Source organism: Neisseria weixii, assembly GCF_002327085.1.
Lineage (GTDB): Bacteria > Pseudomonadota > Gammaproteobacteria > Burkholderiales > Neisseriaceae > Neisseria > Neisseria weixii.
This window is the reverse complement of the sequence record NZ_CP023429.1, coordinates 2395105-2406912: the sequence shown is the minus strand read 5'-3', so window position 1 is coordinate 2406912 and position 11808 is coordinate 2395105. Positions and strand designations below refer to the sequence as shown.

The 11808-nt window shown below is 46.6% G+C and carries 13 protein-coding genes, 1 other RNA gene and 2 pseudogenes; 6 read left to right on the top strand and 10 right to left on the bottom strand.

The window, feature by feature from the left end:
- Positions 1 to 85 precede the first annotated feature (85 nt).
- The 5 genes from murC to ftsZ all read left to right on the top strand — a co-directional run bounded on the left by murC (position 86) and on the right by ftsZ (position 5911).
- The gene (gene murC / locus CGZ65_RS12065; RefSeq protein ID WP_198345294.1) at positions 86 to 1492 is read left to right on the top strand and encodes a UDP-N-acetylmuramate--L-alanine ligase; all 1407 of its coding nucleotides are present in this window, start codon (positions 86 to 88) and stop codon (positions 1490 to 1492) included.
- A 67-nt stretch (positions 1493 to 1559) separates the two neighbouring features.
- Entirely contained in the window at positions 1560 to 2471 is a 912-nt protein-coding gene (locus CGZ65_RS12060; protein WP_096295985.1) for a D-alanine--D-alanine ligase, read from the top strand.
- Positions 2461 to 3177: a cell division protein FtsQ/DivIB gene (locus CGZ65_RS12055; RefSeq protein ID WP_096295984.1), complete on the top strand. Its 717-nt coding sequence runs from the start codon at positions 2461 to 2463 to the stop codon at positions 3175 to 3177. The genes CGZ65_RS12060 and CGZ65_RS12055 overlap by 11 nt, the downstream gene beginning before the upstream one ends.
- Positions 3178 to 3223: 46 nt before the next feature.
- Positions 3224 to 4468 carry a cell division protein FtsA gene (gene ftsA / locus CGZ65_RS12050; RefSeq protein ID WP_096295983.1) on the top strand — a complete coding sequence of 415 codons (1245 nt, stop codon included), beginning with the start codon at positions 3224 to 3226 and terminating at the stop codon, positions 4466 to 4468.
- 237 nt (positions 4469 to 4705) lie between these two features.
- Positions 4706 to 5911, top strand: a complete 1206-nt coding sequence (gene ftsZ / locus CGZ65_RS12045) for a cell division protein FtsZ (protein ID WP_096295982.1) — start codon at positions 4706 to 4708, stop codon at positions 5909 to 5911.
- A gap of 128 nt (positions 5912 to 6039) precedes the next feature.
- Here ftsZ and murU read toward each other — a convergent pair.
- Positions 6040 to 6737 (bottom strand): annotated as a pseudogene (murU, locus tag CGZ65_RS12040) (N-acetylmuramate alpha-1-phosphate uridylyltransferase MurU).
- Positions 6738 to 6947: 210 nt separating this feature from the next.
- Between murU and CGZ65_RS12035 the strand changes: the two are divergent.
- The gene (locus CGZ65_RS12035) at positions 6948 to 7427 is read left to right on the top strand and encodes an META domain-containing protein (protein WP_096295981.1); all 480 of its coding nucleotides are present in this window, start codon (positions 6948 to 6950) and stop codon (positions 7425 to 7427) included.
- Positions 7428 to 7477: 50 nt separating this feature from the next.
- Here the strand turns inward: CGZ65_RS12035 and hpaC are convergent, their stop codons facing one another.
- From hpaC to CGZ65_RS11990, 9 genes and pseudogenes are all read right to left on the bottom strand, one after another.
- Positions 7478 to 7978, bottom strand: coding sequence for a 4-hydroxyphenylacetate 3-monooxygenase, reductase component (hpaC, locus tag CGZ65_RS12030; RefSeq protein ID WP_096295980.1), 501 nt, complete (start codon positions 7976 to 7978; stop codon positions 7478 to 7480).
- Between the two features lie 14 nt (positions 7979 to 7992).
- On the bottom strand, positions 7993 to 8430 hold the full coding sequence (gene hpaR / locus CGZ65_RS12025; protein ID WP_096295979.1) for a homoprotocatechuate degradation operon regulator HpaR: 438 nt from the start codon (positions 8428 to 8430) through the stop codon (positions 7993 to 7995).
- A gap of 358 nt (positions 8431 to 8788) precedes the next feature.
- A pseudogene (locus CGZ65_RS14465) lies at positions 8789 to 9157 on the bottom strand (protein disulfide oxidoreductase); the annotation flags it as partial.
- A gap of 211 nt (positions 9158 to 9368) precedes the next feature.
- Entirely contained in the window at positions 9369 to 9614 is a 246-nt protein-coding gene (locus CGZ65_RS12015; protein WP_096295978.1) for a GlsB/YeaQ/YmgE family stress response membrane protein, read from the bottom strand.
- A gap of 272 nt (positions 9615 to 9886) precedes the next feature.
- On the bottom strand, positions 9887 to 10279 hold the full coding sequence (gene rpsI, locus CGZ65_RS12010; RefSeq protein ID WP_096295977.1) for a 30S ribosomal protein S9: 393 nt from the start codon (positions 10277 to 10279) through the stop codon (positions 9887 to 9889).
- Positions 10280 to 10288: 9 nt separating this feature from the next.
- Positions 10289 to 10720, bottom strand: coding sequence for a 50S ribosomal protein L13 (gene rplM / locus CGZ65_RS12005; protein WP_096295976.1), 432 nt, complete (start codon positions 10718 to 10720; stop codon positions 10289 to 10291).
- A 205-nt stretch (positions 10721 to 10925) separates the two neighbouring features.
- Positions 10926 to 11105, bottom strand: a non-coding RNA gene (ssrS, locus tag CGZ65_RS12000) — 6S RNA.
- 5 nt (positions 11106 to 11110) lie between these two features.
- Complete coding sequence (locus CGZ65_RS11995) at positions 11111 to 11413, bottom strand: cell division protein ZapA (protein ID WP_096295975.1); 303 nt, start codon at positions 11411 to 11413, stop codon at positions 11111 to 11113.
- Between the two features lie 9 nt (positions 11414 to 11422).
- Positions 11423 to 11749 (bottom strand): hypothetical protein, encoded by a 327-nt coding sequence (locus CGZ65_RS11990; protein ID WP_096295974.1) that lies wholly within the window; start codon positions 11747 to 11749, stop codon positions 11423 to 11425.
- Positions 11750 to 11808: the final 59 nt, after the last annotated feature.

Sequence of the window (11808 nt, the reverse complement as noted above, 5' to 3'; positions counted from 1 at the left end):
TCCTTTACAATAAAACGATAGCGCATAACGCAACAGCCCTTTAAAATAACGGTTTTACGTAAAAATCGACTTCGGGACAGAAATCATGATGAAAAATCGAGTAACCAATATTCACTTTGTCGGCATCGGCGGTGTCGGAATGTGCGGCATTGCTGAAGTTTTGCACAATTTGGGTTTCAAGGTTTCCGGTTCCGATCAGTCGAAAAACGCTACTACTGAGCATTTGTCGGCTTTGGGTATCCAAGTTTATCCCGGTCATACTGCCGAACACGTTAACGGTGCCGATGTGGTGGTGACCTCTACCGCCGTAAAAGCCGATAACCCTGAAGTGGTGGCGGCTAATGAGCAACATATTCCTGTGATTCCGCGTGCGCTCATGCTGGCGGAATTGATGCGTTTCCGCGACGGTATCGCCATTGCGGGTACCCACGGCAAAACCACCACCACCAGTCTGACTGCTTCGATTTTAGCTGCGGCTGGTTTGGATCCGACTTTCGTGATCGGCGGCAAACTTACTGCGGCCGGCTCGAATGCCCGTTTGGGGCAGGGCGAATATATCGTGGCCGAAGCGGACGAATCGGATGCGTCTTTTCTGCACTTGACGCCGATTATGTCGGTGGTCACCAACATTGACGAAGACCACATGGATACTTATGGCCACAGCGTGGAAAAGCTGCATCAGGCCTTTATTGACTTTATCCACCGCATGCCGTTTTACGGTAAAGCGTTTTTGTGTATCGACAGCGAATACGTGCGCGCGATTGTGCCGAAAGTAAGCAAACCGTTTGCCACTTACGGCTTGGATGATACTGCTGATATTTACGCCACCGATATTGAAAACGTCGGTGCACAAATGAAATTTACCGTGCATGTCAACATGAAAGGCCACGAGCAAGCGCCGTTTGAAGCGGTGTTGAATATGCCGGGCCGCCATAATGTATCGAACTCTTTGGCCGCCATCGGCGTGGCCTTGGAAGTGGGTGCTTCGGTTGAAGCAATCCAACAAGGTTTGCTCGGCTTTGCCGGCGTCGGCCGCCGCTTCCAGAAATATGGTGAAGTAGCGTTGCCTAAAGGCGGTAAAGCTTTGCTGGTGGATGATTACGGCCATCATCCGGTAGAAATGGCTGCCACGGTGGCTGCCGCGCGTGGTGCGTATCCCGATAAGCGTTTGGTGTTGGCATTCCAGCCGCATCGCTACACGCGTACCCGCGATTTGTTTGAAGATTTCACTAAGGTATTAAATACTGTTGATTCGCTGGTTTTGACCGAAGTTTATGCTGCCGGTGAGGAGCCGATTGCCGCGGCCGATTCGCGCGCCTTGGCGCGTGCCATTCGTGTATTGGGTAAACTGGAGCCGATTTATTGCGAAAACGTGGCTGAATTGCCGGAGATGTTGCTGAATGTGCTGCAAGATGGCGATGTGGTACTGACCATGGGGGCAGGCAGTATCAATAAAGTACCGCAAGCCATGTTGGATGCGACCAAACAATAATAACAATAATAATGGGAAAGGCCGTCTCAACAGAGTGGCCGTCTGAAAGATTAGAAAGACAAGCAGTATGCAGAATTTTGGCAAAGTAGCCGTGTTGATGGGCGGTTTTTCAACCGAACGCGACATTTCCTTAGACAGCGGTGCCGCTATTGTGGCCGCTTTGAAAAGCAAAGGTGTTAATGCACATGCGTTTGACCCGAAAGAAACCCCGTTGGTCGAATTGAAAACCCAAGGTTTTCAGACGGCCTTCAATATTTTACACGGCACTTACGGTGAAGACGGTGCGATTCAAGGCGCATTGGAATTGATGAATATGCCTTATACCGGCAGCGGCGTGGCCGCCTCAGCCATTGGCATGGATAAATACCGCTGCAAGCTGATTTGGCAAGCGTTAGGTTTACCTGTGCCGGAATTTGCCGTATTGCGTGATGACAGTGATTTCGATGCCGTTGAAAAAACCTTAGGCTTACCGATGTTTGTCAAACCGGCGGCGGAAGGCAGTAGCGTCGGTGTGGTAAAAGTGAAAGAAACAGGCCGTCTGAAAGCTGTTTATGAAGAATTGAAACACTTGCAGGGTGAGATTATTGCCGAGCGCTTTATCGGCGGCGGCGAGTATTCTTGTCCGGTATTGGGCAACCGCGGTTTGCCAAGCATACACATCATTCCGCAAACCGAGTTTTACGACTGGGAAGCCAAATATCAGCGCGATGATACCGTTTACCAATGCCCGTCCGATTTGAGCGAAAGCGATGAAGCTTTGATGCGCGAGCTGGCTGTACGCGGGGCGCAGGCGATTGGTGCGGAAGGCTGCGTGCGCGTTGACTTTCTGAAAGATAACGACGGTAAGCTGTATCTTTTGGAAATCAATACCCTGCCCGGTATGACCGGTCACAGTTTGGTACCAAAATCCGCCGCCCAAACCGGCTTGGATTTTGCCGATTTATGTCTTGAAATTTTGAAAACTGCTCATGTGGGATGATGCCGGCGCCTTGGGGCGGTTAACAAGATGGTTATGTGTGTTGGCGGCGCTGTTGCTCATCGGCACAGGCATGGCATGGGTGTATCATTCGAATCACTTTCCCATCAAGCAGGTCGCCATTGAAGGCAAGCTGACCCATATTGATGACAAAGATCTGCAAACCATTGCGCAAAAACACTTAGTCGGCAATATTTTCCGTGCCGATATGAATGCTGCGCAAGAAGCTTTTCAACAATTGCCTTGGGTGGATTCGGCTTTGGTGCGCCGTCGCTTGCCGGATACGGTTGAAATCCATCTGACCGAGCGCATCGCCATTGCGCAATGGAAAAAATCAGGTTTGGTCGATACCAAAGGCAATGTGTTCCAAGCCACCTTGGAACAGGATTTGCCGGTTTTCGAAGGCCAGCCTGGTACCGGTAAAGACATGGTCAAACATTACAATGAATTTACCGGCATTCTCGGTGCGCGCGATTTAAAAGTGCAAGAGCTGATTTATACACCTCGATCGGCTTGGTCGGTGGTGTTGGATAACGGGATTACCGTGCGCTTAGGGCGCGAGCATGAAATCAAACGTCTGCAGTTCTTTGCTGAAATTTGGCCAAGTCTGCTGCAAAAGCACAGCGACCGTTTGGCGTATGTCGATATGCGTTATAAAGACGGTTTTTCGGTGCGATACAAACAACCTTTGGATGAGCCGTCTGAATAATTAGGCTCAGTAAAAAATACAACATTAGCGAAATGAATGGGACTTTATGGAACAAGGCAAATACATCAGTGCATTAGATATCGGCACGTCAAAAGTGATTGCACTCATTGGGGAAGTGCAAGAAGACAATGAAATCCATATCGTCGGTTTGGGGCAAGCGCCATCACGCGGCTTGAAAGCCGGTATGGTGACCAACATCGATGCGACTGCACAAGCCATCAAACAAGCGGTAAATGAAGCTGAATTAATGGCGGATATCAAAATTTCCCATGTGACCACGGGCATTGCCGGCAACCACATCCGCAGCCTGAATTCGCAAGGCGTCGTGAAAATCAAAGACGGCGAAGTGACGCAGGCCGACATCGACCGTGCCATCGAAACTGCCAAAGCCATCAATATTCCGCCTGATCACAATATTTTACATACGGTGGTGCAGGAATACATCATCGACAACCAGCCGGGCGTAAAAGAGCCGATCGGTATGAGCGGCGTGCGTTTGGATACGCGCGTGCATATCATTACAGGTGCCAATACTGCTTTGCAAAATATCCAAAAATGCATTCAGCGTTGTGATTTGCAGATGGATCAAATCATGTTGCAGCCTTTGGCCAGCGGCCAAGCGGTGCTGACCGAAGATGAAAAAGACTTGGGCGTGTGTGTTATCGACATTGGCGGAGGTACGACCGACATCGCAGTTTATACCAATGGCGCCATCCGTCATACTGCCGTGATTCCGGTGGCAGGTGACCTGATTACCAAAGATTTGGCACAAGCTTTACGTACGCCGCACAGCGCGGCCGAATACATCAAAATTCATTACGGCGTTGCCATTCCGACCATGGAAGGTCTGGACGAAATGGTTGAAGTACCGAGCGTGGGCGACCGTTTGCCGCGCCAAATTTCACGCCGCGTATTGGCCAGCGTGATTGGCCCGCGTGTTGAAGAAATTTTGGAATTAACCTTAAATGAATTACGCCGTTCAGGCTTCCCTGAAGAAGTGTTAACTTCCGGCATCGTGTTGACCGGTGGTGCCTCTATGCTGACTGGCATTGTTGAATTGGCAGAAGAAATCTTCAATTTGCCGGCGCGTATCGGTGTGCCGCAAGAAATGGGTGGCGTATCAGAGCGTATCCGCAATCCACGCTATGCGACTGCTATCGGCCTGTTGCAAGCTGCGCGTGGCGAAGAAGACGGCAGCCTGGTAACCGGTGCGGTACAGGTTGGTGGCGATAGCGGTGAGAAGCTCAGCTTGTGGGCACGCTTCCAAAAATTCTTAAAGGATAATTTCTAACCTGCTACAACGGCTATCGTGTCACCAAGAATATTCAAACGGCCTAATCAGTCAGCATGATGGTTTAGGCCGTTTGAATGTAAACTGTATGTTTTTTGTTTAAAAAATGTAGATAATATTTATTTGTGGCAGTGACAAATGAGAAGTATTTTGCAAGTCATCGGCTACTTCTTATATAATATGCAGCAAGAGCTTATTTTTAACCGTCCTCACAGCAGGGCGCGGAGGAGTATTTGAATGGAATTTGTTTACGACGTAGCGGAATCAGCCGCAAGCCCTGCAGTTATTAAAGTGATTGGCTTAGGTGGAGGTGGCTGTAATGCCATCAACAACATGATTGAAAACACCATTCAAGGTGTGGAGTTCATCAGTGCCAATACCGATGCCCAATCATTGGGTAAAAACAATGCGGCCAAACGTATTCAATTGGGCACTAATCTGACTCGCGGTTTGGGCGCAGGTGCTAACCCTGAAATTGGTCGTGCTGCCGCTCAAGAAGAGCGTGAAGCGATCGAAGATGCTATTCGTGGCGCCAATATGTTGTTCATCACCACCGGTATGGGGGGCGGTACCGGTACTGGTGCAGCACCTGTTGTGGCAGAAATCGCCAAAGAAATGGGTATTCTGACTGTTGCCGTGGTAACCCGTCCGAGCAATTTTGAAGGTAATAAACGCGGTCATATCGCTCAAAACGGTTTGGAGCAATTGAAGAGTCAAGTGGATTCACTGATTGTGATTCCGAATGACAAATTGTTCACGGTATTGGGTGAAGATGCCACCATGCGTGATGCCTTTCGTACTGCAGACGATGTATTGCGTAACGCCGTTGCTGGCATCTCTGAAGTGGTCACCAACCCTGGTTTCATCAACGTCGACTTTGCCGACGTGAAGAACGTTATGGGCATTAAAGGTATGGCCATGATGGGGTCGGGCTTTGCCCAAGGGATTGACCGCGCGCGGTTGGCTACCGAGCAAGCGATTTCCAGCCCATTGTTGGATGGTGTAACCTTGGATGGCGCACGCGGCGTGTTGGTTAATGTGACCACTGCACCGGGTTGCTTGAAAATGTCTGAATACGGCGAAATCATGAAAGTCGTAAACAGTAATGCTCATCCGGATGCGGAATGTAAGTTTGGTACTGCTGAAGATGAAAATATGAGCGAAGATGCAATTCGTGTGACCATCATTGCAACCGGTTTGCAAGAGCACGGCCATCAAGTTGCACCGGTACGTGCTTCTTCACGCGTACAGCAAACCTTGGGTGGTCGCGAAGAATATGCACCGCAACAAGCGCAGCAATTACATAATATCGATGGTTTGGTGCGCTCAGGCCGTGGCACGCGCGGTATGAACCTGACTGCTGCCGATTTTGGTAATCAATCGGTTTTAGATGATTTTGAAATTCCGGCTATTTTGCGCCGTCAAAATTCTTCTGATAATTGATTGACTGAATTATTAAAAGCCTGCTTCAATAGCAGGCTTTTAATTTTGGGTAATTAGGCTAAAGCCGTCTGAACTTTATATTTCAGACGGATTCAATAGTTTGTTGAACTTATCGGATAAAACAGGGTTTATACCCAGTTTTCAGCCAGGCGGCTGGCTTCTTCCAATCTTGCTATAGTGCCGACATCTAGCCAAAGTCCGTTATGTTTTTGGCCGCTGATTTGTTGTTTAGCCATTGCTGAACGCAAAAGTGGCGCTAATTTGGCTGCTTGGTGGGCAGGGGTGTGTTGAAACAAATCAGGGTGATAAACGCCCATGCCACTGAAAGTTAAGCCTTGACCGTTATGAGGGGTAGGGGCAATCAGGCCGTCTGAAAGTAGCTTGAAGTCGCCACTTAGGTTGTGTGCCGGATTATTGACCAGCCACAAATGCGCCAGTTGTTGTTTTTGCGTCAAAGTTTGAGCCACAGAAGCGGCCGTTTGAAAATCAATGTCGGTTAATACGTCGCCGTTGATAACCAAAAACGGATCGTTGCCTAATAAAGGCAAGGCGGTGGCGATGCCGCCGGCAGTTTCTAGCCCGCCGGATAATTCCGGCGAATAGACAATGTTGACACCGTATTGCCACCATTACCTAGCGTTTTCTCGATTTGTTCTCCCAACCATGCATAGTTGATGACAATTTCTGTGATTCCGGCTTGTTTCAGACGGCGTAAATGCCAGCCGATAAGCGGCTCTTTGCCAACTTTTAACAGCGGTTTAGGGCAGGTGTCGGTGAAGGGGCGCATGCGCTCACCGCGACCGGCAGCCAGAATCATTGCTTTCATGTGTGTATCCCGAAATCTTGTGAAATATTTGAAATTGTATAGTCGATAGTACGCTTCGACAAGTTGGGATACGAATGTTTCATGCAGTTTATCGAGTTTAACTTCCGATAAGCATAAATTTCAGATGGCCTTTCCATCATCCTTTATAGTATCAGCATAAAAATACATTATGGGGTCTGCGTGATTTTAACCCATTCAGAAAGAATACAGATGAAGAAAACTGCACTTCTCTTACCTTTGTTATTGTCAGCGTGTTTTCCGGTAGTGATTCCAGTGGCAAATCCGTTGGATAAAGCACCTAATATTTATGGTGCATGGCGCTTGAGCGATGTTGGTGGCTATTCGCCAAATGACCCTAATGCGATTTTTACTATTAATAATAGTGATGACGGTTTTAGTGCTGTGTCGGAATGTGTCAAAGTATCGGGCCGATATGGTTTGGGCAGTAGCCATATGCTGACGTTTAACCAAATTCAAACAGATAACCAATGTGCTGAAAATGTGGCGGAGCGTAACTTGCCGCAAGTCTTGCATAATGTGCAAAGCTATCGTTTTAATTCGCGCCATTTGGAATTGTTGAATGAGCAGGGGCGCGTAGTGCTGGTAGGTAAGCGTTTGCGTACTGAGAAAGCCAAGGGTCAGGCAGATTTAGGCAACACATCTTATTTGCTGGATGCACGCCGTAATTAATATTCATTAGAAAAATGCTGTCTGAAAATAACGTTTCAGACAGCATCTTTCTATGCTAATGATTTGAATTGTCTTCGGAAATACAATAAAGCAGGCGAGTTCGTGTCGGCTATTTTGATTTCGTTGATACGGACATAAAAAATATAGTGCGTACCAATCTCGTGCTGCTCGATAACTTGACCGTGCAGATGAGCTAAAGCGCCTTCTACCTCGAGTTGGCCAGTTTGACCGCGATGCCAGATATGATATTCAAAGCGTTCTTCTGGTGAAAGATTGGTTATGCCGGCGAAATGCTCGGCAATATCTTGTTGGCCACCTGAAAGCGTGTTGATACATAAATCGCGGTTTTGCAATAAAATTGGAATGATGGCGGCTTCACGGTTGATACACAGCATAATGGTAGGCGGATCATCCGTTACTGATGTTACGGCAGTCATGGTAATGCCATAACGCCCGATGGCACCGTCTGTTGTAATGACATGCACACCTGCTGCTGCAGAAGCCATGGCATCACGAAACGGTTGCTTAAGTGTGTGTGTTGAATCAGTCATTCTGTGATAACTTTTTATTTTAAAGCCTGCTCGATTTCAGACAGTTCGGCCAGCAATTTTTGTAATGTGTCCAATTTTTCTTTAGTGTAAATAGCCTCAATGGCATCGTAGCGGTCATCCACTTGTGCGCCGATGGTTTGATAAAGCTTTTCTCCTTCTTGAGTCAGCTTCAGATAAACACGGCGCTGGTCGTTGGAAGGCTTCAGTCGTACGGCCAGGCCGGCTTTTTCCAAGCGGGTCAGAATGCCGGTCAAGCTGGGGCGCAAGATGCAGGCTTTATTGGCTAAATCTTGGAAGTCTAATGTGCCGTTTTCGGCCAATAGGCGGATAATACGCCATTGTTGGTCGGTTACATTGGCTTGGTTCAAAATCGGGCGAAATTGCGTCATCAAAGCTTCTCGAGCTTGGATCAAGGCAATATTAATTGATGCGTGTTTAGACTGGTTAGGCATGAGAAGTTCTCCGTTGTAACTAAGATTCAAATCATGGAAGCGTGGCAGAATAATAAGGGCTTACGCCAAGGTTATGGGCGGCCATTGTACAAATTTATATTGAAATAAACGGTCTACTGCTTCAGCCTTGATTGAATACGGTGTTAGTTTGTTTTGATGATAATAATGATAAGATTTTTGAGCTATCCTCTAAGCTTATATTAGTCTATTTTAGAAATAATCTCAATAGAATCATTAAGTATTAATTGTTAAGATAGTTTGTTTATTTTGAAAATACCAATGATTAATACATAATACCGTTTAATTTTTACAAGTCGATTTTATATTTAAAATAATCGGATTTCCTTGGATGTAAATATCAATATATCAGATTGCTGATAAGCACGCGTAGGCGCAGCCCCCGGTAGCTGCTGATACCCGTAGTGGCATGAAGCATTTGGCCGTTTTTCATCAAAACAAAGGTGGGGGTGACATTGATGTTCCATTGTTGGGTAATCAGGCCGTCTGAATCGTTGACGGTTGGGAAAGAGAGCTGATTTTGGTTGAGATATTCTTTTAATTCCGTATCATCGCCCGATTTTAAGGCAATGCTGATGACCGGAATATGGTTTTGATGGAGCTTTTCTACTGAGGAGGAAGTGTATTTACAAATGCCGCACCATGTTCCCCAGAAATACACAATCGCGACACGGTCTTGGCTGAAGTAGTTAAGCGAAGTTTGGTTCTGATTGACTGGAGCGAGATTCTGCTCAGTAAAGGAAACAGGTTGACTGGGTTTTCACCACCAATCAATGGCAACAGAAATAAGCGCAAAAATCAGTGCGGCCTGTAAAAAAGATTTGAAATAAGATAGAAGAGTGTGTTGCATAATTAGGAGTTTTATAGCAAGAAAAACAGGCCATTGGCGGGCCTGTTTTATCTTTGGCGTCAGTCAATCATCATTTTTTCACGATGCGTGTGTAGACAGCCAAAATAATAATCGCAAAGATAGTAGAGGCAATCCAGCCTGCGCCTTCGCCGACTTGATACCAACCCAAAGCTTCGCCGACCACGCCGGCCAAGGCCGCACCGGCAATACCCAAAATCGTGGTCATGATGAAACCTAATTTATCGTTGCCCGGATGCAAAAATTTAGCCAATACGCCAACGATAAAACCTACCAAAATTGTGCCTAACCAGCCCATAATATTCCTTTCATTATTTAATATTTAATATGTTCTTGCCGCCTGTTTTGATGTAGTGCGGATGGTTTCATCATACCGAGACGACGGGTTGAAGTCTTTTTTTATTGCATATCTTTTCAAAAATTAAGATATTTTGGAATATTATATAGCCGAACTTTATAAAAAAGTGAATAGGTATGCCGTCTGAAATGTTTAGTGTTCGGGCGGTAGAGATAATAAAAAAGCCCGGCAATAATTGTGCGGGCTTTTTTGAGGTAATATCTGAAAACAAATTAACGTTTTGAGAATTGTTTTGCGCGACGTGCTTTGCGCAAACCTGGTTTTTTACGTTCCACTTCTCGGGCATCGCGAGTTACAAAGCCAGCAGCAGAAAGAGCAGATTTCAAAGCAGCATCAAAGTCGATTAGAGCTCGGGTAATGCCGTGACGGATGGCACCAGATTGACCGGTTTCGCCGCCGCCGATAACATTAACTTTAATGTCGAATGATTCTGCATTTTCAGTCAGAACCAATGGCTGGCGAACCACCATGCGACTGGTTTCGCGAGCGAAAAATTCGTCAACAGGGCGGCCGTTAACGGTGATTTGACCGTTACCTTTGGTCAGAAATACACGAGCCACTGAACTTTTGCGGCGGCCTGTGCCGTAGTAGTATTTACCGTTCATGTCGTGTCCTTATTTCAATTTTAAAACTTTAGGTTGTTGTGCAGCATGGCCGTGTTCTTCGCCGGCATACACTTTCAATTTTTTGATCATAGCGTAACCCAAAGGACCTTTTGGCAACATGCCTTTTACAGCTTGTTCCAAGGCGCGACCCGGAAATTGCTCTTGCATCTGGCGGAATGAACGCTCATAGATACCGCCGGGGAAGCCTGAGTGACGGTAGTATTTTTTGTCTTCGAATTTAGCACCGGTCACGCGCAATTTGTCTGCATTGATGACGATGATGTAGTCACCGGTATCAACGTGAGGGGTGTATTCAGGTTTGTGTTTGCCACGCAGATGGTGTGCGACTTCGGCCGCAACGCGACCCAAAACTTTGTCTTGAGCGTCGATGACGAACCATTCGCGCTTCACCTCATGCGGTTTCGCTGAAAAGGTTTTCATAGTGGAAATCCAGATAGATATAGAAAGCTATGGATTTTAAATTCGATAATGTCTTTTGTCAATCGTATTGAGGCAGTATGAAAGTAATTGTTTTAATAAAACGGCAATAAAAGTTTTTTGATCAAAGTTTTGTTGCTTTTCCGCGATTAAATACGATATTGAAAAAGCCATACCGTCGAGGTATGTCGAGGTATGGCTTGATATGGGAATCCCCGCATATGCCGTTTCGGCTGAATCCGCTTGAACCTTATCTGACAAGGCGGCCACCTCGGGTAGTTTCGGGTTCATCTGTAAAAGACGATCGCGCTCACTACTGCTCCCGGCAACCTGAAGCGAACTTATTGGTTCAAAGGAATATATGCCTTCGCGTACACTGCAGGGAAAAGAAAATCAATTTTGCTCTAAGCGGGACAATGCTTTTTGGCAAGCATTGCTCATATCTGTTATTTTACGCTGAAATTCGCCGATTGCCAAATCATCTTTGAGGCTGACTTTCAGTAGGTCGTGTACAACATTTAAAGCGGCCATGACAATGATTTTGTCGGTGCCGACGATGCGGCCGCTTTCTTTAATGGCTTCGCTTTTTTTATTCAGCATTTCGACAGCTTGAATCAGGGTATCTTTTTCTTCGGTCGGTGTATTGATGGTCAGGTTGACATTCATGATGTCGAGATTGACTTGTTCGATGCTCATGTTTTGTCCTTAATATGAGGATTCTTCTTGTGGCAGACGGGCGAGCAGGCGGCGCACTTCTGCGGCGCCTTCTTCTAATGCTCTGCGGTATTGGTCTTTTTCGGCGGTAAGGCTGTCGATTTTGGCCTGTAAATCTTCTTTCAATTTACCCACTTGCACCAGCAAGGCTTCGCTCAATTCGTCAATTGCGGTTTCGTGTTCGCGTTTTTGTTGCTCTTGTTCCAGTTTGAGACGGTTGATTTCTTCGTGTAAACGGCGGTTTTCGCCAATCAGTGTTTCAAACTTTTGGGTAAGTTGGCAAACGTTGATTTCCAGTTGGTCAAGGGCTTGGTTCATGGGGCATCATTCGTAAGAAAAAACAATGGTGATAAGCATAGTGAGATGCTTGATTGCTG

Bases quoted from the DNA above. Each gene is read 5' to 3' on its own strand.
- hpaC (WP_096295980.1), bottom strand. From the start codon at position 7,978: ATGACTGATTCAACACACACACTTAAGCAACCGTTTCGTGATGCCATG.
- CGZ65_RS12015 (WP_096295978.1), bottom strand. From the start codon at position 9,614: ATGGGCTGGTTAGGCACAATTTTGGTAGGTTTTATCGTTGGCGTATTG.
- murC (WP_198345294.1), top strand. From the start codon at position 86: ATGATGAAAAATCGAGTAACCAATATTCACTTTGTCGGCATCGGCGGT.
- hpaR (WP_096295979.1), bottom strand. From the start codon at position 8,430: ATGCCTAACCAGTCTAAACACGCATCAATTAATATTGCCTTGATCCAA.
- ftsZ (WP_096295982.1), top strand. From the start codon at position 4,706: ATGGAATTTGTTTACGACGTAGCGGAATCAGCCGCAAGCCCTGCAGTT.
- rpsI (WP_096295977.1), bottom strand. From the start codon at position 10,279: ATGAACGGTAAATACTACTACGGCACAGGCCGCCGCAAAAGTTCAGTG.
- CGZ65_RS12055 (WP_096295984.1), top strand. From the start codon at position 2,461: ATGTGGGATGATGCCGGCGCCTTGGGGCGGTTAACAAGATGGTTATGT.
- CGZ65_RS12035 (WP_096295981.1), top strand. From the start codon at position 6,948: ATGAAGAAAACTGCACTTCTCTTACCTTTGTTATTGTCAGCGTGTTTT.
- ftsA (WP_096295983.1), top strand. From the start codon at position 3,224: ATGGAACAAGGCAAATACATCAGTGCATTAGATATCGGCACGTCAAAA.
- CGZ65_RS11995 (WP_096295975.1), bottom strand. From the start codon at position 11,413: ATGAGCATCGAACAAGTCAATCTCGACATCATGAATGTCAACCTGACC.
- rplM (WP_096295976.1), bottom strand. From the start codon at position 10,720: ATGAAAACCTTTTCAGCGAAACCGCATGAGGTGAAGCGCGAATGGTTC.
- CGZ65_RS11990 (WP_096295974.1), bottom strand. From the start codon at position 11,749: ATGAACCAAGCCCTTGACCAACTGGAAATCAACGTTTGCCAACTTACC.
- CGZ65_RS12060 (WP_096295985.1), top strand. From the start codon at position 1,560: ATGCAGAATTTTGGCAAAGTAGCCGTGTTGATGGGCGGTTTTTCAACC.